Source organism: Pseudomonas sp. TH07 (genome assembly GCF_016651285.1).
Taxonomy (GTDB): Bacteria; Pseudomonadota; Gammaproteobacteria; order Pseudomonadales; family Pseudomonadaceae; genus Aquipseudomonas.
The window spans coordinates 598,116-619,767 of record NZ_JAEKED010000001.1 but is presented as its reverse complement, the minus strand read 5'-3'; the positions used below and the strand labels follow the sequence as shown (position 1 = coordinate 619,767).

The following is a 21,652-nucleotide window of genomic DNA, read 5'->3' as shown; positions in this document are numbered from 1 at the left end:
TTGGCTGGACTGGCGCGACGTGCACTATAAGCCGGACGCCCGAAGGGCGGCTAGCATGCCTTGAGTTGTGGCAAAGTGCCAGCCCCGCCTGGCTGGACCTTAGTCATCCGTTGAGGTAGCTTTGCCGGTTACGCGGGAGCGTTCCAGCTCCAGACAATCAGGCATTTACCGCGCGCAGGTATTGATCACGATCAACGCCCGTGCCGCGCATGGCCTGGCCCGGGCTCTGCCCGATCTATTCATCAGTCACTGACGCTAGGTTCACCATGGCTCAATACGTCTTCACCATGCATCGGCTGGGAAAAGTTGTTCCGCCGAAGCGGGAAATCCTCAAAAACATTTCGCTGTCATTCTTCCCCGGCGCCAAGATCGGCGTACTGGGCCTCAACGGTTCGGGTAAATCCACCCTGTTGAAAATCATGGCCGGCGTTGACACCGAGTTCGACGGTGAAGCACGCCCGATGCCAGACCTGAACATCGGCTACCTGCCGCAAGAGCCACAGCTGGACCCGACCAAGACCGTGCGTGAAGTGGTCGAGGAAGCGGTCAGCGTGATCAAGGACGCCCAGGCGCGCCTTGACGAGGTGTATGCCGCCTACGCCGACCCGGATGCCGATTTCGACAAGCTGGCCGCCGAACAGGCCAAGCTCGAAGCCATCCTCCAAGCCAGCGATGGTCATAACCTGGAGCGCCAGCTGGAAGTCGCCGCCGATGCGCTGCGCCTGCCGGCCTGGGACGCCAAGGTCGAACACCTGTCAGGTGGCGAGAAGCGTCGTGTGGCCCTGTGCCGCCTGCTGCTGTCGGCCCCCGACATGCTGCTGCTCGACGAACCGACCAACCACTTGGACGCCGATTCCGTCGCCTGGCTGGAACACTTCCTCCACGACTTCCCGGGCACTGTGGTCGCGATTACGCACGACCGTTACTTCCTGGACAACGTTGCCGGCTGGATTCTGGAGCTCGACCGTGGCGCCGGCATTCCTTATGAAGGCAACTACTCGGGTTGGCTCGAAGCCAAGTCCGACCGTCTGGCTGCCGAATCCAAGCAGCAGTCGGCTCACGAAAAAGCCATGAAGGAAGAACTGGAGTGGGTGCGCAAAGGCGCCAAGGCCCGCCAGTCCAAATCCAAGGCTCGTCTGCAACGCTTCGAGGAAATGCAGTCCCAGGAATTCCAGAAGCGCAGCGAGACCAACGAGATCTACATCCCGGCCGGTCCGCGCCTGGGTGACAAGGTCATCGAATTCAAGAACGTCACCAAGGGCTATGGCGATCGCGTCCTGATCGACAACCTGTCGTTCAGCATGCCTAAAGGCGCCATCGTCGGCGTGATCGGCGGTAACGGTGCGGGTAAATCCACCCTGTTCCGCATGCTGATGGGCAAGGAACAACCGGATTCGGGCAGCATCGAAGTCGGCGAAACCGTGCAGCTGGCTTGCGTGGATCAGAGCCGCGACGACCTGGATGGCAGCAAGACTGTGTTCCAGCAGATCTCCGACGGTTCCGACCAGATCCGCATCGGCAACTACGAGATTCCGTCCCGTACCTACGTCGGTCGTTTCAACTTCAAGGGCGGCGATCAGCAAAAGTTCGTCAAGGACCTGTCCGGTGGTGAGCGCGGTCGCTTGCACCTGGCCCTGACCCTGAAAGAGGGCGGCAACGTCCTGCTGCTCGACGAACCGTCCAACGACCTCGACGTTGAAACCCTGCGTTCCCTGGAAGAAGCCCTGCTGGACTTCCCGGGCGCCGCCATTGTGATCTCTCACGATCGGTGGTTCCTTGACCGCGTCGCGACCCACATCCTGGCGTACGAAGACGACTCGCAAGCGGTGTTCTTCGAAGGCAACTACACCGAGTACGAAGCCGATCGCAAGAAGCGCCTTGGCGAAGCGGCTGCCCAGCCGCATCGCGTACGGCACAAAAAACTGGCCTGATCAGGTCGGTTGGAACAAAAGCGGAGCCTTCGGGCTCCGTTTTTTTGCCTGGCGATTGTTGCCAGAGGGGAAGTTGAACAAGGGGAACTGCTCAATCGGCGAGCGGTTTCAGAGGTGACCGGAATCGGGCGAGCGGGTTAATGTTGATCCTTGTTTCGGTGCACAAAAATCGGCTTTTCAGGGGCTGATTTATATCTAATGCACCATTTAAATTCATAACTGCGACATTTTGCGCTGTCGCGGTGCGAATCGAATTGCTAAAGTCCCGGGCAAATCTCCGTTAACGACAATAAATTTGCCGAGACTTTTCCATGATCGAATCCGTCGAAGACTTCCTTGCCCGCCTGAAAAAACGCGATCCAGACCAGCCTGAATTCCACCAGGCGGTGGAAGAGGTACTACGCAGCCTGTGGCCTTTTCTGGAAGCCAATCCCCATTACCTGACCTCGGGTATTCTCGAGCGCATCTGCGAGCCGGAGCGTGCGGTGGTGTTCCGTGTGTCGTGGGTCGACGATCAGGGCAAGGTCCGGGTCAACCGCGGTTTCCGCATTCAGATGAACAGCGCCATCGGTCCCTACAAGGGCGGTTTGCGCTTCCACCCTTCGGTCAATCTGGGGGTGCTTAAATTCCTCGCCTTCGAACAGACCTTCAAGAACTCCCTGACCTCGCTGCCCATGGGCGGCGGCAAAGGCGGTTCGGACTTCAACCCCAAGGGCAAGAGCGACGCTGAAGTCATGCGCTTCTGCCAGGCGTTCATGAGCGAGCTGTATCGTCATATCGGTGCAGATGTGGACGTGCCCGCGGGCGATATCGGCGTCGGCGCCCGGGAAATCGGTTTCCTGTTCGGGCAGTACAAGCGCCTGAGCAACCAGTTCACCTCGGTCCTGACCGGCAAGGGCATGAGCTACGGCGGCAGCCTGATTCGTCCCGAGGCCACTGGTTTCGGCTGCGTGTACTTTGCCGAAGAGATGCTCAAGCGCCGTGGCGACCGGGTCGAAGGCAAGCGCGTGGCGATATCCGGTTCGGGCAACGTGGCGCAGTACGCGGCGCGCAAAGTCATGGACCTGGGGGGCAAGGTGATTTCCCTTTCCGACTCCGAGGGCACGCTGTATTGCGAGTCCGGCCTCAGCGAAGAGCAATGGCTGGCGGTGCTGGAGCTGAAAAACGTCAAGCGCGGGCGCATCAGCGAGTTGGCCGAGCAGTTTGGCCTGGAGTTCCGCGCTGGCCAGAGCCCTTGGTCCCTGGCGTGCGATATCGCATTGCCCTGCGCGACCCAGAACGAACTGGACGCCGACGCTGCTCGCACCCTGCTGCGTCAGGGCTGCATCTGCGTGGCCGAAGGCGCGAACATGCCGACCACCCTGGAGGCTGTGGATATCTTTATCGACGCCAATATCCTGTTCGCCCCGGGCAAGGCGTCGAACGCCGGCGGCGTGGCGGTGAGCGGGCTGGAGATGTCGCAGAACGCCATGCGCCTGCTGTGGACTGCTGGCGAAGTGGACAGCAAGCTGCACAACATCATGCAATCGATCCACCATGCCTGCGTGCATTACGGCGAAGAGAACGGTCGGATCAACTACGTCAAGGGCGCGAACATCGCCGGCTTCGTCAAGGTTGCCGATGCCATGTTGGCCCAGGGCGTGGTCTGAGGCGCTTCAGGCCGGTTCGATGCGGATGATCTCGATCGTCTGATCGCCTGCCGGCCGATGCCACAGCACCTCATCCCCCGGTTGCGCGCCCAGTAGCGCGCGACCCAGGGGCGAGCCCCAGTTGACCAGGCCATGGGCGGCATCGGCCTGGTCTTCCCCCACCAGTTGCACCTGCTGCTCGCTGCCCTGTTCATCGGCGAAGGTCACGCGGCTGCCGATCTGCACCTTGGTAGTGGAAGTGGCCTGGGTCACCACCTGGGCGCTTTGCAGGCGTTGCTGGAAATACCGCAGGTCACGTTCGATATCGGCTTGACGCTGTGGGTCCGCCTGGTCGCCCAGGCTCGCTTGTTCGCTGTGCTGGCTGTGCAGCTGCGCGACTTTGGCCTGCAACTGGGCCAGGCCGGTCGGGGTGACGTAGTTGGGTTGGGCGCTGACGAGGCGTTCGACCGGCTGGTCGGCCTGTGCGGCGGCCTGATCTTCATTGACGAAGGCACGGCTCATGGCATTTCTCCCTTGATGGAGGTTGGGCCATGGTCGCAGCCTTTTAGTTTCGGGCAATGTCCGAAAGCGACCTATTGCGAACGATAGGCCCGCGCCGCGCCTTGATCCTTCTCTTGCTGCCAGGCGCGCTCGCGCTCATCCCAATGGCGATCCCGGTAATCGGTGCGGTCCTGGTTTTCGAGCGTGGCCTGGCATTGGCGGAAGCCATCGCTCCAGCCTTCGGCGTATTGCGGGTCCTTGAGATAGCGCGGGACGTTTTTGCGGAACTCGCCACTGATCGACCCGGCGGCCTGGCGACCGCTGATGCACCCGTCATCGAAACCGTCGGCGAAGGCCGGCGGGTAACCCTGGGCCAGCAAATGCTCGTGGGTCGACTCGCACCCACTGATCAGCAACAACAAGACGGCTGCCCAACCAAAACGCTTCATCTGCGACTCCTGGACGCTTGATGAGTGAAGTTTAGAAGCGCTTTCGTCGCGGCCTTGTGAAAAACAGGTGAGCGGTTTGTTTGGGGTTGCCGTGGGTAGGTGCTGTGGAGTGTCAGGGAGGTTATCGGCGTGATTGATGCCAGCGCAGCTTGGCGGCAGCGGTTACAGGAGGAGTTGTAGCCGCTGCCGCCAGGCTGCGCTGGGTCTTCCAGGCGCCGTGTTGGTGCCGGCGGATTGGGAGCTTCTTAGTAGTGATACCACTTGAGTTCCAGCATCACTTCGTTGACCGGTGTGGCCAGCTGGCTGAATTCGCGCTGGGCACTCAGGCGCAGGCCGAGGTTGCGTGACAGTTCCCATTGCTGGTTGAGGCTCAAGCTGCGGCGCACTTCGCCGTTGGTGAAGTAGTCGCCCTTGGCCTCGACGCTGAAGTTGCCCAGCGGGTTTTTCCACAGGAGCCCGGAGTTGAACCCGGCCGCGGGGGCGATAAAGCCAGCGAAGTCGTTGTTGTGTTCGATGCGCACGGTGCCCAGGGCAAAGCCCAGGGTGTTTTCGCCCAGTTGCCAGGTGCCGCCGGCACCGCCATTGACGTGGCTGACCAGGGTTTCATCGTCATGCTTGCCGGGCACTCGCTCCAGGCCGCCGGTGACCTGCCACGACCAGGGTTGCAGCAACTCGTTGCGCGGGGTCAGGGACCGGATGGTCGCAAGATCCAGTTGCTGCAGTTGCCAGTGATTGCCTTCGTACTGGCGCAGCTTCATCTGCAGGATTTCGATCTGTGCGCCCAGGGGGAAGCCTTCGGCGTTGTCATTCAGATCGTGGTAGGCCATGCGCAGGCCATACTCGCCAAACGCCTGGTCGCCCCGGGTGCCGATGCCGGCCTGCCAGGTGCGCGACTCGTGGCCATCTTCCGGCAGCCCCGGCCGCTCGATCTCAAGCTCCGGCGCCGGGTTCTGATTGATCGCCCGCAACAGCTCGAAGCTGCGCTGTGAACGCTGTGGGTCGCGCTCCTGGCCGTTGGCGCGGTAGCGCTCCAGGCGGTAGGCCGCGTCGATGATCAGGGCCTGGCGGTCCCGTGGTTGGGCCTTGAAGGCTGGGTCCTGCAGTTGCTTCTGATCGGCACTGACCTTGAGCACCCAATCCTGCTCGGCACCCGACAGCGGTTGCGCGCGGCTCAGCAACTCACGCTCGCGGGACGGGCGATAGTCGATCTTCTCCACCAGCCCGGCTTCTTTCACCGCCTTGACCGTATCGGTAGGGATCGCGGTCAGGGGGAACTGCTCGGTCAGTTTCAGGCCGGGGCGCGCCACCTGCAGCAATTCCAGCAGGCGATAGGAGCAGTTTTCGTCGAAGAAAAAGTAATCGAACTGGATCTGCTTCAGCTCCCAGACATGCTCGACCATGCGCTCGGTCTCGACCTGGGTCAGGTTCAGCCGGTATTCCCATAGGTCGCGGTTTTCCAGGCTGCGGTATTCCGAGAGTTTCTCCTGGTAGGGGACCAGGGCGAACAGGCCCGGATAGCCGCCCATCAGGCCTTTCCAGGCGTAGAGGATGCTGTTGTCCGAGCCTTCGATATAGGCCCCGAAGTTGATCGCGTAGCTGAGCAGGGCCGTGTTGTTGCTTTGCACGTCGGCCTGGTCGATGCGCAGCAGGGTGTGGCCGAACATCGAGGATGGGCTATTGAGGTAGGCCGCCGGGAAGATCATCACCGCGCTGTGGGGCGCGACATCCTTGAACCACTGCTTGAACTCGCTGCAGTCCACCGCCGGCAGATCGTCCAGCTTGAGCTGCGCCTTGAGCCAGCGGGTGCGGGCCGGATAAACGCATTGGGCGTGTTTCTCGCCGGCGCTCGCCGGGGCGTAGATCGCCTCGAGGGTGGCCTTGAGTTCTGCATCGGGATGGTGCGCGCCATCGGCGGCGAGAAAGAACTTCTGGTCGCTGACATAGCTGCGCCAGCCGCCGAGCTTGCCACTCTCGTAGTGCCCCAGGGAGATCCAGAACGGATCATTGGCCAGTTGCTGCAAACGTTGATTGTCGATATGAGGCGCGGCATACAGCGGGGCGCAGGCACACAGCGCCAGATAGGCAAGGCGTTTGAGCATGGTGGGCAACTTAAGTCGAAAAAAACAAAGACCCAAAGGGGGTTAGGTCGAAAAAATAAAAAGCCCGCCCCCAGGGGGAGCGGGCGTTGCGAGCTTAAGCCGGGGTAGCGTATTTAGCCAGGCGCGTGTCGCTTTTCAGCACGGCCAGGGTATTGGTGTGCACATCGTCCGCCGTCACGTCAGCTTTGCTGAAGATCTGCTGGAAGTGCTCGTGGGTGACTGCGGCGAAGTGCGCGCGATCTTCCGGAGCGACACCCAGTACCACAGCGTAAGTGGTCAGGGCTTCGCCTTGGCCTTTTGCCATGTCTTCGGACAGTTCGTTCATCATGCCATTCATGGCAATCCAGGATTTACCGCCATAGGTCAGCGCGGCGTTGGTCGAGCAACCGTTGGTACCGGACGTCATACCGAACGTGGCGTTACCGGAAGTGCCGTTGGTGGTGGATGCCAGGAAGTGTGCTGGGGTCCCACGCTGACCTTCGAACAGCATGTTGCCCCAGCCGCAATCCGGACCGCCTGGCGCCTGAGCCATGGCATTGATGGAAACAGCGGTGAAGAGAGTACCGAGAAGAATCCGTTTCATAGCTTTGTTCTCTTTGTGTGCAAACCAATGGACAAGGGGGTCTGGCCCATTTCTGCGCCAGTGGGCCGGTTATTAGTCCAGCCGCGCAGTTTGGAGTTTAGGCAGGTTCCAAGGGTTCCGTTACTTTTTACAAAACATTCATGCATATGAAGGTTTTTTTCCCGTTCACCCAGGCTTTTACGTTTGTCTATGCTTTCGCCTGAGGCGCGCCTTGCCAGCCGGGTATACCCGGCGCCAGAATGCCGCCATCTGCCCCGCCTGATGTAAGGAAGCCCGATGCCTGATCCTGTTGCTGCCAGCTTGCGTCTAGCGCCCGAAGCGCTGACCCGTCCGTTTTCCGCTGAACAGTTCAGCTTCTCGACCACCAATGATCTGGAGCCCTTTCGCGGTGTGCTTGGCCAGGAACGTGCTGTTGAAGCGCTGCAATTTGGTGTGGCCATGCCACGCCCCGGTTACAACGTGTTTGTCATGGGTGAGCCCGGCACTGGCCGGTTTTCTTTCGTCAAACGCTACCTGAAGGCTGAGGGCAAGCGCCTGCAGACCCCGGCGGACTGGGTCTACGTCAATAATTTCGATGAGCCGCGCGAGCCCCGCGCCCTGGAATTGCCGTCGGGCACTGCCGGTGCGTTCATCGGCGACATCAACGGTTTGATCGACAACCTGCTGTCGACCTTTCCGGCAGTGTTCGAACACCCGTCCTACCAACAGAAGAAAAGCGCCATCGACCGTGCGTTCAACCAACGCTACGACCGCGCTCTGGATGTGATCGAACGCCTGGCCCTGGAAAAGGAAGTCGCGCTGTACCGCGACAGCAGCAACATCGCCTTTACCCCGATGAGCGAGGGCAAGGCGTTGGACGAAGCGGAATTCGCCCAGTTGCCCGAGGCTGAGCGCGAGCGTTTCCACGAGGACATTTCAGCGCTGGAAGAACGCCTCAACGAAGAGTTGGCGAGCCTGCCGCAATGGAAGCGCGAGTCGAGCAACCAGTTGCGCCAGCTCAACGAAGAAACCATCACCCTGGCCCTGCAACCTTTGCTGGCGCCACTGTCGGAAAAGTACGCGGAAAACGCCGCTGTCTGTGGCTACCTGCAAGCCATGCAGGTTTACCTGCTGAAAACCGTGGTCGAACAACTGGTCGACGACAGCAAGACCGACGCCGTGGCCCGCAAGCTCCTGGAAGAACAGTACTGCCCGAGCCTGGTGGTCGGTCACCCGGCCAGCGGTGGCGCACCGGTGGTGTTCGAGCCGCATCCGACCTATGACAACCTGTTTGGCCGGATCGAGTACAGCACCGACCAGGGCGCGCTTTACACCACCTACCGTCAACTGCGGCCGGGCGCCTTGCACCGGGCCAATGGTGGTTTCCTGATTCTTGAAGCCGAGAAGATGCTCAGTGAGCCCTTCGTCTGGGATGCCCTCAAGCGTGCCCTGCAATCGCGCAAGCTGAAGATGGAGTCGCCATTGGGCGAGCTCGGGCGCCTGGCCACGGTGACCCTGACACCACAAGTGATCCCGCTGCAGGTCAAGGTCATCATCATCGGTGCGCGGCAGCTGTACTACACGCTGCAGGACCTGGATCCGGACTTCCAGGAGATGTTCCGGGTGCTGGTGGACTTCGACGAAGACATCCCGATGGTCGACGAGAGCCTTGAGCAGTTCGCCCAGTTGCTCAAGACCCGTACTTCGGAAGAAGGCATGGCGCCGCTGACTGCCGACGCGGTGGCGCGCCTGGCGACCTACAGCGCCCGCCTGGCCGAGCACCAGGGGCGTTTGTCGGCGCGCATTGGCGATCTGTTCCAGCTGGTCAGCGAGGCCGACTTCATTCGCCACCTCGCCGCCGATGAAATGACCGATGCCGGGCATATCGAACGCGCCCTCAAGGCCAAGGCCACTCGCACCGGCCGAGTGTCGGCACGGATTCTCGATGACATGCTGGCCGGGATCATCCTGATCGATACCGACGGTGCCGCTGTCGGCAAGTGCAACGGGCTGACGGTGCTGGAAGTGGGCGATTCGGCGTTTGGGGTCCCCGCGCGGATTTCGGCGACGGTCTATCCGGGCGGCAGCGGTATCGTCGACATCGAGCGCGAGGTCAACCTCGGGCAGCCGATCCACTCCAAGGGGGTGATGATCCTCACCGGTTACCTGGGCAGTCGTTATGCCCAGGAATTCCCCCTGGCGATCTCCGCCAGTATTGCCCTGGAGCAGTCCTACGGTTACGTCGATGGCGACAGCGCGTCCCTGGGCGAGGCTTGCACGCTGATCTCGGCGCTGTCCAAGACGCCGCTCAAGCAATGCTTCGCCATTACCGGCTCGATCAACCAGTTTGGCGAAGTGCAGGCGGTGGGCGGGGTCAACGAGAAGATCGAAGGCTTCTTCCGTCTCTGCGAGGCGCGCGGCTTGACCGGGGAGCAGGGCGCCATTATTCCTCAGGCCAACGTCGCGACCCTGATGCTGGATGAGAAAGTGCTGCAGGCGGTGCGTGCCGGGCAGTTTCATGTGTATGCGGTGCGCCAGGCCGACGAGGCGTTGAGCCTGTTGGTCGGCGAGCCTGCCGGCGAGCCGGATGCAGATGGGCAGTTCCCGGAAGGCAGCGTCAACGCGCGGGTGGTGGAGCGCTTGCGGGTGATCGCGGAAATGATCAGCGAAGAAGACCTCAAGGAAGCCGAAAAAGAGCTGGCGCAACAGGCGCTGGCTGAAGCCAAACCGGTCTGACCCCGACCTGCGGCGCGGGCTTTGTCCCGCGTCGCAGCGTCAGTCGGCTGGCGTCAACTTTCGCCAACAGACCATTCGGCGCCTGTTTATCCGGTCAACTTTGCTTATCGGGCTTTTCCTCTATTCTCAGGGCAAGGAGAACGACAGTCGTCACTGGATCGCAACAGTCTTCCGACGAAGGCTGAACACCGGATCTAACGAGGGTCGCCGCCATGTCGCGCAACCTCTGCCTTACCCGCCAATGCCTGGGCCTGGTCACCCGTATCGAATGCAGCGTTCGTCCGCTGGCCGGCGATACCGGAATGTGGACCTTGCTGTTCGCCGCCGGAATGGCCGGTGAACAACCTTCTGCCATCAAATCCCAGGGGCCTTTCTGCGGTCCGGTGGTGGCTGAATCCATACTCGACTCGATTGTCGAGAGCCTCACCACCCACGGTTACCAACTGGCCGATGACCCGCAGATCTGGTGCCTGCACCTGCAAGCCCAACTGCGCCAGATCAACGGTGATCGCGGGCGCAACTCCGGCGACTTCCAGTTCCACCCCGAGCACTGAACCCTACTGATCGGCCCGAGGCGGTTCGACTTTGTCGAGCTTGACCTCAAAGCCATACTCGACGGGGTTGAGCTCGGTGCGTTGGTAGGTCTCCAGTTCTGTGGGCTGGCCATAGAAATAGTGCACGTCGAACAGCGCCGGGCCGGTGGCCGATGCACCGTGGCTGACGGCAAAAATCTCCTTCAGGTATTGTCCCGTGTCGTCTTTGGCGTAAAAGCGCCAGGCGTCGGCGGGAAACTGCGCCTGGTCGACGATCAGCGCATTGCCTTTGAGCTCCAGGCCCTTGGGCAATTGCTGGGTCTTGAGGGTGTTTTTCTCGATGCTGGCCAGGAACAGCGGTATAGAACCGACGGCGTAGGCCGGGGTCTCCGGGAACAGGTTGAGGTCGTAGGTGATGGTGCCGCGCAACGGGTCGATCTCGAGGGCTTCGGTGGGCAGTTCGATGGGTTCGCCGCGCTTGCCCTGGGCGCCCTGGGTGAAAAATGTCACTGGGGTATCGCCGGTATTGAAGGACGAACCCAGCAGTTCGTCATTGAACGTGCGCGGGTGATCGAATTCGATGCGCGCGGCACTGGCATCCTCCACCGACTGGCTGATGCTGACACTTTTCTTCAGGGTGTCTTCGTCGAGGTCCGCGGCTTTCAGGTAGGTCGCGGCCTGATCGTCATAGACCACGACCGGCATCGGCAGCGGCCGGATGTTCTTGTCGGTGCTCATGTGGTCGAAGCGCTGAACCGGCAGGTCGAGATCCTTGCGGGTAATGCTGGCCTGGGAAAAGTCGAAAACGCTGACCTCCAGCTTGTCGATCACTCCGTTGAAATAGACCTTGGCGTAATGGCTGGTCTGCTGTTCGTCGAACGCTTTTTGCTCGGTTTCGAGCTGCCGTTCGAAATCGTCGCTCCAGGCTTTCTGTTTCTTCATTTGCGCCAGTTGTTGCTCATAAAAGGCCACTTGCTGGGCGCTTTCGTTGAGTGAGCCGGCGCGCGCCAGGAACTGCCCGCTGGTGTCTCGGGCCTGGACCAGCAACGGATTCGGCGAGGTATCGCTGATCTGCTCGGGCAGCGCGGTGCTGTTGCGCATGTCGATCTCGGCCCAGTTCTTGTCCAGTTTGAGCAGGGTGACCTGAATATTGTCCTCGGTGCGGGTCTTGCCCAGGTCGGCCTTGCTCAGCTCGAAAGTCTGTATCCGGCGCGGCGCTATGACTTCGACCTTGCCCTGCAGGCTGACCGGTTGAGGCTGATTTTTGTTGGCGACTTCCAGGCCCTCGATGAACGGGTAGGTCACCGTCAGGTCGTCGGGGTTGGTCAGGTTGGAACTGGATGGGCTGAGCTGAATACCGGGGTCGGTTTCCGACCATTCAGGCTGGAAAGGGATGACTTTTTTGTTGCTCAAGGTTACGGACTGCCATTCCAGGCCATGGGGAAAGGGGAACTCGGCGGGCATGGTGAAGCTGAAGGGGAACACCGGTTGCAGGTCGGTCAGGTAGTCGGAACTGGTGGGTTTGCGCAGCACGAACAGGCCATTGATGTAGGTGTCGACCAGGGCTTGCGGGCTGGGATAGTGCTTGAGCAGCGCCAGGGCGTCGTCGGCGTACTCGGTATCGATGGGTTTGCTTTGCAGTCGTAGCTGGGCGCGCTCCAACAGCAGCAGAGAGCCGCCCAGGTCGGCAATGGCGCCTTTGAGTTTCGGGTCCTGGATAGCGTCCAGGGACTTCTCGAATTGCGCGGTTTTCTCTTCGAGGCTGACCTGGCGCTTCTCTTCACTGGGTGAGCAGCCGCTGCCGAGCAACAGCGCCATGCACATTCCGATACTCGCCAGAGGCAATCGCAAATCCATTTTCCAGTCTTCCTGTCCGATGTCAGTGAGCGGCGTGAATGGTTTCGACACTAGCAGAAAAAACACCGCGACAGACCCGCAGGTTGCGGATTTGTCGGTGGTTTATGGGCTCGGGGACGGCTGATATACTCGCCGCCGTTTTCAAACTTCGTGTGAGATCCAATGGAACGTTTTATCGAAAATGCAATGTATGCCTCACGCTGGCTGCTGGCGCCGATCTACTTCGGGCTGTCGCTGGGCTTGTTGGCGCTGGCATTGAAGTTCTTCCAGGAAGTCTTCCACGTTATCCCTAACGTGTTCTCCATGGCCGAGTCGGACCTGATCCTGGTGCTGCTGTCGTTGATCGACATGGCACTGGTGGGCGGCCTGCTGGTGATGGTGATGATTTCCGGTTACGAGAACTTCGTTTCCCAACTGGACATCGATGAGAGCAAGGAAAAGCTCAACTGGCTGGGCACCATGGACTCGTCGTCGCTGAAGATGAAAGTGGCGGCGTCGATCGTGGCGATTTCCTCGATTCACCTGCTGCGCATCTTCATGGACGCCAAGAACGTCGATCCCGAGCATCTGAAGTGGTACGTGATCATCCACATGACCTTCGTGATCTCGGCGTTCGCCATGGGTTACCTGGACAAGCTGACCAAGCACTGATCGCTCAAGCGCCGCAGTAACCGAACCGCCCGGATGTTGCAAACGTCCGGGCGGTTTTGTTTATGGGGCTGGCGAGTTTCAGGCAGTGGGGATCAGGGGACTTCCGGAGCGTGCAGCTTGACCTCGAAGTCATACTCAAAGGGCGTGACGTCTACCAGTTGATAGGCTTCGACGGTGGTGGGTTGCCCGTAGTAGTACTGCACCTGGAACAGCTCCTCGCTCTGCTTGCCTTGATGCTGGACCTGGTGGAATTTCTTCAGGTAGCGGCCACTGCTGTCCTTGGCGAAGAAGCGCCAGGCAACCTGCGGGAACGGCGTGCTCTGGATGATCAGGGCGTTGTCCCGCACGCTCAGACCCTGGGGCAGGGCGCTGGCTTCGAATAGGCTTTTTTCAACCTTGGGGTGAAGCAGGGTCATGGTGCCGGTGGCATAGGCTGGTTGCCGAGGCAGCTCAGAGGGGCTGTAAGTAATGCTGCCGCGGAAAGGGTCGAAATCGAAGGTGCGCAAGCCCATATCCAGCAGTTCGCCACGGGTGTTGAGTGCGCCCTGGGTATAGAACTCCAATGAGCGATGGAAGTCGTACCCAGCCGCCGACCAGGCGAAGGGCGCGTCGGAGTGAAAGAGGATTCGGGCGTATTGGGCGCTGACCGCTTCTGAGCTGACACGAACGCTCTGGCGCATCTGTTCCTGGCTTATGGCATAGCGACGGGTCTGCTCGGCGATGCTGTCGTCATGCACCACAGCGTGACCCAGCATGGGCAGCAAGGCGTTGCCAGTGATCCATTCCTTGAACGAATAGACCGGGGTTTTCAATGCCTGGCGTTGCACCCGTACGGTGGAGAAGTCCAGGGCGGTGACCTTGAGGTTTTCCAGTTCTCCGTAGAAGGACACCTTCTTGTAGTGACTGCCCCGGGCCTGGCGCCAGGCGTCCAATTGCTGCTGTTGTTGGTTGATAAAGGCCGGGTCGTATTTTTTCTGTTGCAACAGTGCCAGCAGTTGCTCGTCCTCGAAGTCCAACTGTGCCTGGGGCTTGGTGGTCGCGTGGGAGGCTTTCAAGTAGTTGCCGTCCCGGTCTTGAGCCTGGATCAGCAGCGGGTCCAGCTGCATGTCTGCGAACTCGGCACTCAGCGGGGCACTGTTGACCAGCTCGAACTCGGCAAAGTTTGGCTCGGCCTTGAGCAGCTTCACACTCAGATTGCCCTGGCTCTGGGTACTGCCGACGTCACCACGGGTGAAGCTGAACACCTTGACCTGGCCGGGAACCACCGTTTGCGCAGTACCGTTCAAGGCCACGACTTCGGGGGTGTTCTCGGTCCGCTCTTTATCCGGGTAGATGAGTTGATAGTGTCCGGGCTTGTGCTGTTCCAGGCGCCGGGACTGAGGGCCGCCTGCGGGCTCCTTGTCGGCTTGCAGGGCGATCACCGATCCGTCCTTCAAACTGGCCGACTGCCAGTCGAACTCGGTCGGGAACAACGGTTCGAGTGGGTCTTTGTTGAACGGCGAACTGAGATCCATGTCGATTCTGCGGAAGACGATAGCGTCATAACTCTTGAAGAACAGGCTGGCCAGCCAGTGCCCGGCCGCATCGGCGGGAACCGGGTATTGCTCGATGAGGTCATTGGCGTCGAGGCTGTGTTCGACCTTCCAGGCTGAGTTCATCCTCAGCAAACCGCGCCGCTCGTCGTACCAGGCCTGCAACTGAGTGATGGCCAGGTTTTCGAGTGTCGAGTTGGGCAACTCCCTGGCCTGGGCGATGCGTTGATCGAAGGTTTGTTCCAGGCGTTTTTCGGGGCTGAGCTCGACGCTCAGGTACAGCGCCAGGACGCCTGCTGCGAGGAGGCCGATGCCGGTGGCGACGCAGGTCATGAGTTTCATGGGCGGGCGCACTTTTTCAGGGCGCGTGTCAGGTCAACATCCATTTGCAGAGATCCATTGGCGTAGAAAGGGCTGGAAAGCGGCGGCGACACTAACAGAAAACCCGGGCCTTTTCCTTTTGCCGATGCCTGCTCCAAGTGCTGCGCCGTTGGTCCAGATCGAGAGACCGGCTCTTGTGCTTTTATCGCGCCAGGCATATGCCTGTAGCGTCACGGGCCTGAATTGCACGAGGTGGGTTTATGAACCTGCAAGAAATGAATGCCTACGCCATCGCCGGCAAGGTCGATGAGTTGAACCTGATTTCTCTGGAAGGCGGCATCTATCTGCTGGAGGCGCGCATGCATGGGGCGGCCTACCCCCTCAGCGACGGCCATGGGCAGATGTTCCACCTGCGTTCGGTGGAACATGCGCGTCAGGTGTTGCAGGCGTTTCCGACATTGCCGTTCAACCTTGTGCACACCTCGGTGCATGACGAAATGTGCGGCCTATCTGCCAGCGCCGAGGAAAGCCTGAAGGTGCCACTGGCGTTGCGCTCGGCCTGATAGCGCCATACGCCCCCCTGATCTTCGCCCGGGCTTCTGTGCTAGTCTGCTCGCCCTTTTGGTTCCGGGCGCCCCGGGATGCGCTGTGCACGCACGGCCAGTTCCCGAGCCGTCCGCACAGCGGAGCAGTTCCATGTCCGAAGTAAATCTGTCCACCGACGAAACCCGCGTCAGCTACGGCATCGGCCGTCAGTTGGGCGACCAGCTGCGCGACAACCCGCCGCCGGGCGTGAGCCTGGACGCGATCCTGGCCGGCCTGACCGACGCTTTCGCCGGCAAGCCAAGCCGTGTAGGCCAGGACGAGCTGTCCGCCAGCTTCAAGGTCATTCGTGAAATCATGCAGGCCGAAGCGGCCGCCAAGGCTGAAGCAGCTGCAGGCGAAGGCCTGGCTTTCCTGGCTGAAAACGCCAAGCGCGATGGCATCACTACCCTGGCTTCCGGCCTGCAATTCGAAGTGCTGACTGCGGGCGAGGGCGCCAAGCCATCCCGTGAAGACAGCGTGCGTACTCACTACCACGGCACCCTGATCGACGGCACTGTGTTCGACAGCTCCTACGAGCGCGGCCAGCCTGCAGAGTTTCCGGTGGGTGGCGTGATCGCCGGCTGGACCGAAGCCCTGCAACTGATGAACGCCGGTAGCAAATGGCGTCTGTACGTGCCGAGCGAACTGGCTTACGGCGCGCAAGGCGTAGGCAGCATCCCGCCGCACAGCGTCCTGGTGTTTGACGTCGAGCTGCTCGACGTACTCTAAGTCGTAGCGAATGCGGGAGCCGGTTCGCCGGCGATGCAGGCGGCGCGTTTCAGCCTTGAACCCGTGCGCATGCCATCGCTGGCAAACCAGCCCCCGCAGGTTTTGCAGTGACGCTCATACCTGAAACTTGCTGCTGAGTTCTGACGCCGGGCGCAAGGCTCTGGCGTAACAGAACAAAAACAGGTTGCGCACCAGTTCCTTGAGCACCATCGGCTCGCTGGAACTCAAGCCGTTGAAATCCAGGTCACCCTGGTCCTGCAGCTCGTTCAGAGCCTCTTCTTCCAGCACCGCACAGACTTCCCCGGTTTCCCGATGAAGGATTCTCAGGTAAGGGTGTGGGCGATCCAGCCACGCGTCGATCAAATAAGTCATGGTTCTCATCTCCTTGATGGGTTCAATGAGAATAATTCTTATTCAATGAATAGCAAGTACCTATTGGCGGTTTCTGCTTTTTTCTAGGCAGAAATTGCTGTCGATCAACTCGACTGGCCTTTTGCTATTGGGAGGGGATTAGTGGGGGATGAGGCGGGGAGATGGCGCCATCCCGCGTAGTACGCGGGATGGGCAGGGGGATCAGACCTTGCGCACGAACTCTGACTTGAGTTTCATCGGGCCGATGCCGTCGATTTTGCAGTCGATGTCATGGTCGCCATCGCACAGGCGAATATTCTTGACCTTGGTGCCGACCTTGACCACCAGGGACGTGCCCTTGACCTTGAGGTCCTTGATCACGGTGATGGTGTCGCCATCTTGCAGGACGTTACCCACCGAGTCTTTTTTCACGCTTTCATCGGACGCTACTTCGGCTTCGCCGCTGGCGGACCACTCGTGGGCGCATTCCGGGCAGATCAGCTGTGCGCCGTCTTCATAGGTGTATTCGGAATTGCATTTTGGGCAGGGTGGCAACGTGCTCACTAAAGCTCCTTGAGTTTCAGGATGGCTAAAAAGCGCACATTGTATAGGGTTTTAGCCGGGAGAGGGGCGGGATGCCCGTTGGAGCCGGCTGGCCGGCTCCAGTGCATGCGGGGGATCAGTGCGTGCGGGCGACCGCGAACTCGCTCAGCTCCACCAGCGCATCGCGGTATTCGCTTGGCGGCAGGGCTTCGAGGCAGCTGATGGCGCGGGCTACGTAGTCGCGGGCCAGTTGTGCGGTGTAATCCAGGGAACCCGAGGCTTCCACGGCAGCGCGGATGCTTTCCAGGTCTTCGATGCCGCCTTTCTGGATCGCCTGGCGAACCAGCGCGGCCTGTTCGGCGGTGCCTTCGCGCATGGTGTAGATCAGCGGCAGGGTCGGCTTGCCCTCGGCCAGATCGTCACCGACGTTCTTGCCCAGGGTCTCGGCGTCGCCGCGGTAGTCCAGCAGGTCGTCGACCAGTTGGAAGGCCACCCCCAGGTGATCGCCAAAGGTGCGCAGCGCTTCGCTTTGCTCATGCGTGGCGCCAGCCAGGGCTGCGGCACTGTGGGTCGACGCTTCGAAGAGCATCGCGGTCTTGCCGCGGATGACTTCCATATAGGTTTCTTCGGTGGTGCTGGCGTCACGGACTTTCGACAGCTGCAGCACTTCGCCTTCGGCGATGATGCGAGTGGCTTGGGAAAGAATCTTCATGACCGGCATCGAGCCCAGTTCGACCATCATTTCGAACGAGCGCGAGTACAGGAAGTCGCCCACCAGTACGCTCGGCGCATTGCCCCACATGGCGTTGGCCGTGGAGCGGCCACGGCGCATGCCGGACATGTCGACCACGTCGTCATGCAGCAGGGTGGCGGTGTGCAGGAATTCGATGGTAGCGGCCAGCAGGCGCATGTCGTCGCCTTCGCGACCCAGGGCCTTGCCACACAACAGCACCAATAAAGGACGCAGGCGCTTGCCCCCGGCCGAGGTGATGTAGTCGCCGATTTTCGATACCAGCGGCACCCGGGAAGTCAGCTGCTTCTTGATGATGCCGTCGACGGCGCTAAAATCGTCCGCCACCGCGCGGTAGAAAGCTTGGGGTTGCATCAGCGAGAGTCGCTCCAGAAGGGTTGCGCGGCATGCTAGGACCCGCGTCCGGGCCTGTCAAGGCGCTATGGACAGGCACTTGCATCGGCTTTGCTCCTTGCGTACAATCGCGCACCCTGAACTTCCTGGGCAGCACCTGCCTTACGCAATTGCACTTGGGCCGTTCCAGCCCCATGCAGCCATGCCAGCCAATACCTCTTCTTATAAAGAGCTGGGTGAGCAGGATTATCGGAGAAATACCATGTCGTACGCAGTAATCGTTACTGGTGGCAAGCAATACAAAGTCGCCCCAGGTGAATACCTGAAGATTGAAAAACTGGAAATCGCTACCGGCGAATCCGTAACTTTTGATCGCGTTCTGTTGGTCGCCAATGGCGATGACGTGAATATCGGTGCTCCAGTTGTTGCTGGCGCTACCGTTGTGGCTGAAGTGATCTCCCAAGGTCGTCACGATAAAATCCGCATCATCAAGTTCCGTCGTCGTAAGCACCACATGAAGCGTATGGGCCACCGCCAGTGGTACACCGAGATCAAAATCACCGGTATTCAGGCTTAATTTCAGCCTAATTCCTCACTAGGAGAATTGAACTCATGGCACACAAAAAAGCTGGTGGTAGTACCCGTAACGGTCGCGACTCAGAAGCCAAACGCCTTGGCGTGAAGATGTATGGCGGCCAGGTCATCATTCCGGGCAACATCATCGTGCGTCAGCGCGGCACCCAATTCCACGCTGGCTACGGCGTTGGCATGGGCAAAGATCACACTCTGTTCGCTAAAATCGACGGCGTGATCAAGTTCGAAGTAAAAGGCGCTTTCAACCGCCGTTACGTGAGCATTGTCCCGAAGACTGAAGTCGTCGCGGCATAATTGCGTAGTTGCTGGAAAAGCCCTGTCTCGCGACGGGGCTTTTTCGTTTGTGGGGTGAGTCTCTTGCAAAGCTGTTTGTGATGGGCGAAAGCAGCTGGATTTGCGGTCGTTGCTTGAGGTCGCTGCGCTCATTTTTGCAAGAGTCTTATGTCTTGATTTTTCGGCTCGTCCGTATGGCGAGAGGCGTTCTGTTATGAAGTTTGTTGATGAAGTATCGATTCGAGTAAAGGCCGGCGACGGCGGCAATGGTTGCATGAGCTTCCGTCGCGAAAAATTCATTGAAAACGGCGGCCCGAACGGCGGCGACGGTGGTGATGGCGGCTCGGTCTATATGGTTGCCGACGAAAACCTCAACACCCTGGTGGACTACCGTTACACCCGGCACTTCGATGCCGAGCGTGGCTCCAACGGCGGCAGCACCGATTGCACCGGTAAAAAGGGTGAAGAGCTGGTGCTGCGCGTGCCGGTTGGCACCACGGTCATCGATTCCGCTACCCAGGAAGTGATTGGCGACCTGACCAAGGCCGGTCAGAAACTGCTGGTGGCCCACGGCGGCTGGCACGGTCTGGGCAACACCCGATTCAAATCCAGCACCAACCGTGCGCCGCGCCAGACCACTCCGGGTAAGCCGGGTGAGGCGCGTGACCTCAAGCTGGAAATGAAGGTCTTGGCGGACGTGGGTCTGCTGGGTTTGCCGAACGCCGGTAAAAGTACCTTTATCCGTTCGGTTTCGGCCGCTAAGCCGAAAGTGGCCGACTACCCGTTCACCACCCTGGTGCCGAACCTGGGTGTGGTCAGTGTCGATCGCTGGAAAAGCTTCGTGGTTGCGGACATTCCGGGCCTGATCGAGGGGGCTTCCGATGGCGCTGGCCTGGGGATTCGTTTCCTCAAGCATTTGTCCCGTACACGCCTGCTGCTGCACCTCGTGGATATGGCGCCGCTGGATGACTCCAGTGCGCCGGATGCTGCAGAGGTGATTGTCAGCGAGTTGACCAAGTTCAGCCCGTCGCTGGCTGAGCGTGATCGCTGGCTGGTGCTGAACAAGTGCGACCAGATCCTTGAAGAAGAGCGCGATGCTCGGGTCAAAGAAATCGTTGATCGTCTGGAGTGGACCGGTCCGGTCTACGTGATCTCGGCCATCTCCAAGCTGGGTACCGAGCGTCTGTGCCACGACATCATGCGTTACATGGAAGATCGTGCCGATCGCCTGGCCAATGACCCGGCCTACAAGGAAGAGCTGGCCGAGCTCGATCAGCGCATCGAAGACGAAGCCCGTGCTCAGTTGCAGGCCCTGGATGACCAGCGTGCCCTGCGCCGTAGCGGCGTGAAGTCGGTCCATGACATCGGTGACGATGACTGGGACGAAGAAGATGTGGATGACGAAGATGGTCCGGAAATCATTTACGTGCGTGACTGATTCCTTGCAGTAAACTTAAGCGCCGCTCAATCGAGCGGCGTTTTAGTATCCGGAAATCGATAGTCACGAATAACGTTACGGGCAGTGCTGGGTCGTACTGTCCTCAAGCTAAGGTTGAAGAAGATGCGGAGCAAGGTGACGGGTGCGCAGCGCTGGGTCGTGAAGATCGGCAGTGCACTGCTGACGGCGGATGGCAAGGGGCTGGATCGTGCGGCAATGGGTGTGTGGGTCGAGCAGATGGTGGCCTTGCACGAGGCTGGCGTCGAGTTGGTGCTGGTTTCTTCGGGGGCGGTAGCGGCTGGCATGAGCCGTCTGGGCTGGACCTCGCGACCCAGTGCGATGCACGAGTTGCAGGCGGCCGCTGCCATTGGCCAGATGGGCCTGGTGCAGGCCTGGGAGTCGAGTTTTGCCGAGCATGGCCGGCACACTGCGCAGATCCTCCTGACCCATGACGACCTCTCCGATCGCAAGCGCTACCTCAACGCTCGCAGTACCTTGCGTGCCCTGGTCGAGCTCAAGGTGATCCCGGTGATCAACGAGAATGACACCGTGGTGACCGACGAAATCCGTTTTGGCGACAACGACACCCTGGCGGCGCTGGTGGCGAACCTGGTCGAGGCTGATCTGTTGGTGATCCTCACCGACCGTGATGGCATGTTCGATGCTGATCCGCGCAATAACCCGGACGCCCAGCTGATTTACGAAGCGCGGGCCGATGATCCGGCGCTGGATGCGGTGGCCGGCGGCACCGGCGGTGCGCTGGGGCGTGGCGGCATGCAGACCAAGCTGCGCGCGGCGCGTCTGGCGGCGCGCTCCGGGGCGCACACCATTATTGTTGGCGGGCGTCTGGAGCGAGTCCTGGACCGTCTGAAGGCGGGTGAGCGCATCGGTACCTTGCTCTCGCCGGAACGCGGCATGCTGGCGGCGCGCAAGCAGTGGCTGGCTGGGCACTTGCAGACCCGCGGCACTCTGGTGCTGGATGCGGGAGCGGTCTCGGCGCTGTCCCAGGGCAACAAGAGTTTGTTGCCGGTGGGTGTGAAGCAGGTCCAGGGCGGTTTCCGTCGGGGCGAGATGGTGGTCTGCGTGGCGCCGGACGGGCGGGAGATCGCTCGCGGCCTGGCCAACTACAGTGCGCTTGAGGCGCAGAAGATCATTGGTCAGTCGTCTGATGCAATTGTCGGTCTGCTGGGCTACATGGCTGAGCCGGAGCTGGTGCATCGCGATAACCTGATCCTGGTTTAAGCAGTGATTCGAG

At 60.4% G+C, this 21,652-nt stretch carries 20 protein-coding genes; 11 read left to right on the top strand and 9 right to left on the bottom strand.

Annotated elements, in window-relative coordinates; all coding sequences use genetic code 11:
- Positions 1–266 precede the first annotated feature (266 nt).
- Both ettA and gdhA read left to right on the top strand, forming a co-directional pair.
- Positions 267–1,931, top strand: coding sequence for an energy-dependent translational throttle protein EttA (gene ettA / locus JFU57_RS03015; protein ID WP_020296430.1), 1,665 nt, complete (start codon positions 267–269; stop codon positions 1,929–1,931).
- A gap of 311 nt (positions 1,932–2,242) precedes the next feature.
- The gene (gdhA, locus tag JFU57_RS03010; protein WP_078471748.1) at positions 2,243–3,580 is read left to right on the top strand and encodes an NADP-specific glutamate dehydrogenase; all 1,338 of its coding nucleotides are present in this window, start codon (positions 2,243–2,245) and stop codon (positions 3,578–3,580) included.
- A gap of 6 nt (positions 3,581–3,586) precedes the next feature.
- Here gdhA and JFU57_RS03005 read toward each other — a convergent pair whose 3' ends face one another.
- The 4 genes from JFU57_RS03005 to JFU57_RS02990 form a co-directional block, all read right to left on the bottom strand.
- Positions 3,587–4,081 carry a GreA/GreB family elongation factor gene (locus JFU57_RS03005; RefSeq protein ID WP_078471749.1) on the bottom strand — a complete coding sequence of 165 codons (495 nt, stop codon included), beginning with the start codon at positions 4,079–4,081 and terminating at the stop codon, positions 3,587–3,589.
- A 71-nt stretch (positions 4,082–4,152) separates the two neighbouring features.
- A complete protein-coding gene (locus JFU57_RS03000; RefSeq protein WP_201128071.1) occupies positions 4,153–4,509 on the bottom strand; it encodes a hypothetical protein in 357 nt (118 codons plus the stop codon).
- Between the two features lie 245 nt (positions 4,510–4,754).
- The gene (locus JFU57_RS02995; RefSeq protein ID WP_020296434.1) at positions 4,755–6,608 is read right to left on the bottom strand and encodes an Lnb N-terminal periplasmic domain-containing protein; all 1,854 of its coding nucleotides are present in this window, start codon (positions 6,606–6,608) and stop codon (positions 4,755–4,757) included.
- Positions 6,609–6,702: 94 nt separating this feature from the next.
- Positions 6,703–7,191 (bottom strand): DUF3015 domain-containing protein, encoded by a 489-nt coding sequence (locus tag JFU57_RS02990; protein WP_078471752.1) that lies wholly within the window; start codon positions 7,189–7,191, stop codon positions 6,703–6,705.
- Between the two features lie 276 nt (positions 7,192–7,467).
- On the opposite strand from JFU57_RS02990, the gene JFU57_RS02985 reads away from it, so the two are divergent.
- Both JFU57_RS02985 and JFU57_RS02980 read left to right on the top strand, forming a co-directional pair.
- The gene (locus JFU57_RS02985; RefSeq protein ID WP_078471753.1) at positions 7,468–9,906 is read left to right on the top strand and encodes a Lon protease family protein; all 2,439 of its coding nucleotides are present in this window, start codon (positions 7,468–7,470) and stop codon (positions 9,904–9,906) included.
- A 212-nt stretch (positions 9,907–10,118) separates the two neighbouring features.
- On the top strand, positions 10,119–10,460 hold the full coding sequence (locus JFU57_RS02980) for a PA4575 family protein (RefSeq protein WP_020296437.1): 342 nt from the start codon (positions 10,119–10,121) through the stop codon (positions 10,458–10,460).
- Positions 10,461–10,463: 3 nt separating this feature from the next.
- Here JFU57_RS02980 and JFU57_RS02975 read toward each other — a convergent pair whose 3' ends face one another.
- Complete coding sequence (locus JFU57_RS02975) at positions 10,464–12,296, bottom strand: hypothetical protein (protein ID WP_201128069.1); 1,833 nt, start codon at positions 12,294–12,296, stop codon at positions 10,464–10,466.
- A 162-nt stretch (positions 12,297–12,458) separates the two neighbouring features.
- Here JFU57_RS02975 and JFU57_RS02970 point away from each other — a divergent pair, with 162 nt between their 5' ends.
- Positions 12,459–12,947: a TIGR00645 family protein gene (locus JFU57_RS02970; RefSeq protein WP_020296439.1), complete on the top strand. Its 489-nt coding sequence runs from the start codon at positions 12,459–12,461 to the stop codon at positions 12,945–12,947.
- Positions 12,948–13,039: 92 nt separating this feature from the next.
- Here the strand turns inward: JFU57_RS02970 and JFU57_RS02965 are convergent, their stop codons facing one another.
- Positions 13,040–14,821, bottom strand: a complete 1,782-nt coding sequence (locus tag JFU57_RS02965; RefSeq protein WP_201128067.1) for a hypothetical protein — start codon at positions 14,819–14,821, stop codon at positions 13,040–13,042.
- Positions 14,822–15,060: 239 nt separating this feature from the next.
- Between JFU57_RS02965 and JFU57_RS02960 the strand changes: the two genes are divergently transcribed.
- Positions 15,061–15,363, top strand: a complete 303-nt coding sequence (locus JFU57_RS02960; RefSeq protein ID WP_020296441.1) for a DUF6482 family protein — start codon at positions 15,061–15,063, stop codon at positions 15,361–15,363.
- A 133-nt stretch (positions 15,364–15,496) separates the two neighbouring features.
- Positions 15,497–16,114: an FKBP-type peptidyl-prolyl cis-trans isomerase gene (locus JFU57_RS02955; protein WP_020296442.1), complete on the top strand. Its 618-nt coding sequence runs from the start codon at positions 15,497–15,499 to the stop codon at positions 16,112–16,114.
- 114 nt (positions 16,115–16,228) lie between these two features.
- Here the strand turns inward: JFU57_RS02955 and JFU57_RS02950 are convergent, their stop codons facing one another.
- The 3 genes from JFU57_RS02950 to JFU57_RS02940 form a co-directional block, all read right to left on the bottom strand.
- Positions 16,229–16,486 carry a PA4570 family protein gene (locus tag JFU57_RS02950; protein WP_020296443.1) on the bottom strand — a complete coding sequence of 86 codons (258 nt, stop codon included), beginning with the start codon at positions 16,484–16,486 and terminating at the stop codon, positions 16,229–16,231.
- Positions 16,487–16,687: 201 nt separating this feature from the next.
- Positions 16,688–17,029 carry a zinc ribbon domain-containing protein YjdM gene (locus JFU57_RS02945; protein WP_020296444.1) on the bottom strand — a complete coding sequence of 114 codons (342 nt, stop codon included), beginning with the start codon at positions 17,027–17,029 and terminating at the stop codon, positions 16,688–16,690.
- A gap of 115 nt (positions 17,030–17,144) precedes the next feature.
- Positions 17,145–18,113: a polyprenyl synthetase family protein gene (locus JFU57_RS02940; protein WP_201128065.1), complete on the bottom strand. Its 969-nt coding sequence runs from the start codon at positions 18,111–18,113 to the stop codon at positions 17,145–17,147.
- Between the two features lie 241 nt (positions 18,114–18,354).
- Between JFU57_RS02940 and rplU the strand changes: the two genes are divergently transcribed.
- From rplU to proB, 4 genes are all read left to right on the top strand, one after another.
- Positions 18,355–18,669 (top strand): 50S ribosomal protein L21, encoded by a 315-nt coding sequence (rplU, locus tag JFU57_RS02935; protein WP_003230856.1) that lies wholly within the window; start codon positions 18,355–18,357, stop codon positions 18,667–18,669.
- A 35-nt stretch (positions 18,670–18,704) separates the two neighbouring features.
- On the top strand, positions 18,705–18,980 hold the full coding sequence (rpmA, locus tag JFU57_RS02930) for a 50S ribosomal protein L27 (protein WP_003215862.1): 276 nt from the start codon (positions 18,705–18,707) through the stop codon (positions 18,978–18,980).
- Between the two features lie 193 nt (positions 18,981–19,173).
- The gene (gene cgtA, locus JFU57_RS02925) at positions 19,174–20,397 is read left to right on the top strand and encodes an Obg family GTPase CgtA (RefSeq protein ID WP_201128063.1); all 1,224 of its coding nucleotides are present in this window, start codon (positions 19,174–19,176) and stop codon (positions 20,395–20,397) included.
- Between the two features lie 123 nt (positions 20,398–20,520).
- Positions 20,521–21,639, top strand: a complete 1,119-nt coding sequence (gene proB, locus JFU57_RS02920) for a glutamate 5-kinase (protein ID WP_078471757.1) — start codon at positions 20,521–20,523, stop codon at positions 21,637–21,639.
- Positions 21,640–21,652: the final 13 nt, after the last annotated feature.

Bases quoted from the DNA above. Each gene is read 5' to 3' on its own strand.
- ettA (WP_020296430.1), top strand. From the start codon at position 267: ATGGCTCAATACGTCTTCACCATGCATCGGCTGGGAAAAGTTGTTCCG.
- gdhA (WP_078471748.1), top strand. From the start codon at position 2,243: ATGATCGAATCCGTCGAAGACTTCCTTGCCCGCCTGAAAAAACGCGAT.
- JFU57_RS03005 (WP_078471749.1), bottom strand. From the start codon at position 4,081: ATGAGCCGTGCCTTCGTCAATGAAGATCAGGCCGCCGCACAGGCCGAC.
- JFU57_RS03000 (WP_201128071.1), bottom strand. From the start codon at position 4,509: ATGAAGCGTTTTGGTTGGGCAGCCGTCTTGTTGTTGCTGATCAGTGGG.
- JFU57_RS02995 (WP_020296434.1), bottom strand. From the start codon at position 6,608: ATGCTCAAACGCCTTGCCTATCTGGCGCTGTGTGCCTGCGCCCCGCTG.
- JFU57_RS02990 (WP_078471752.1), bottom strand. From the start codon at position 7,191: ATGAAACGGATTCTTCTCGGTACTCTCTTCACCGCTGTTTCCATCAAT.
- JFU57_RS02985 (WP_078471753.1), top strand. From the start codon at position 7,468: ATGCCTGATCCTGTTGCTGCCAGCTTGCGTCTAGCGCCCGAAGCGCTG.
- JFU57_RS02980 (WP_020296437.1), top strand. From the start codon at position 10,119: ATGTCGCGCAACCTCTGCCTTACCCGCCAATGCCTGGGCCTGGTCACC.
- JFU57_RS02975 (WP_201128069.1), bottom strand. From the start codon at position 12,296: ATGGATTTGCGATTGCCTCTGGCGAGTATCGGAATGTGCATGGCGCTG.
- JFU57_RS02970 (WP_020296439.1), top strand. From the start codon at position 12,459: ATGGAACGTTTTATCGAAAATGCAATGTATGCCTCACGCTGGCTGCTG.
- JFU57_RS02965 (WP_201128067.1), bottom strand. From the start codon at position 14,821: ATGAAACTCATGACCTGCGTCGCCACCGGCATCGGCCTCCTCGCAGCA.
- JFU57_RS02960 (WP_020296441.1), top strand. From the start codon at position 15,061: ATGAACCTGCAAGAAATGAATGCCTACGCCATCGCCGGCAAGGTCGAT.
- JFU57_RS02955 (WP_020296442.1), top strand. From the start codon at position 15,497: ATGTCCGAAGTAAATCTGTCCACCGACGAAACCCGCGTCAGCTACGGC.
- JFU57_RS02950 (WP_020296443.1), bottom strand. From the start codon at position 16,486: ATGACTTATTTGATCGACGCGTGGCTGGATCGCCCACACCCTTACCTG.
- JFU57_RS02940 (WP_201128065.1), bottom strand. From the start codon at position 18,113: ATGCAACCCCAAGCTTTCTACCGCGCGGTGGCGGACGATTTTAGCGCC.
- rplU (WP_003230856.1), top strand. From the start codon at position 18,355: ATGTCGTACGCAGTAATCGTTACTGGTGGCAAGCAATACAAAGTCGCC.
- rpmA (WP_003215862.1), top strand. From the start codon at position 18,705: ATGGCACACAAAAAAGCTGGTGGTAGTACCCGTAACGGTCGCGACTCA.
- cgtA (WP_201128063.1), top strand. From the start codon at position 19,174: ATGAAGTTTGTTGATGAAGTATCGATTCGAGTAAAGGCCGGCGACGGC.
- proB (WP_078471757.1), top strand. From the start codon at position 20,521: ATGCGGAGCAAGGTGACGGGTGCGCAGCGCTGGGTCGTGAAGATCGGC.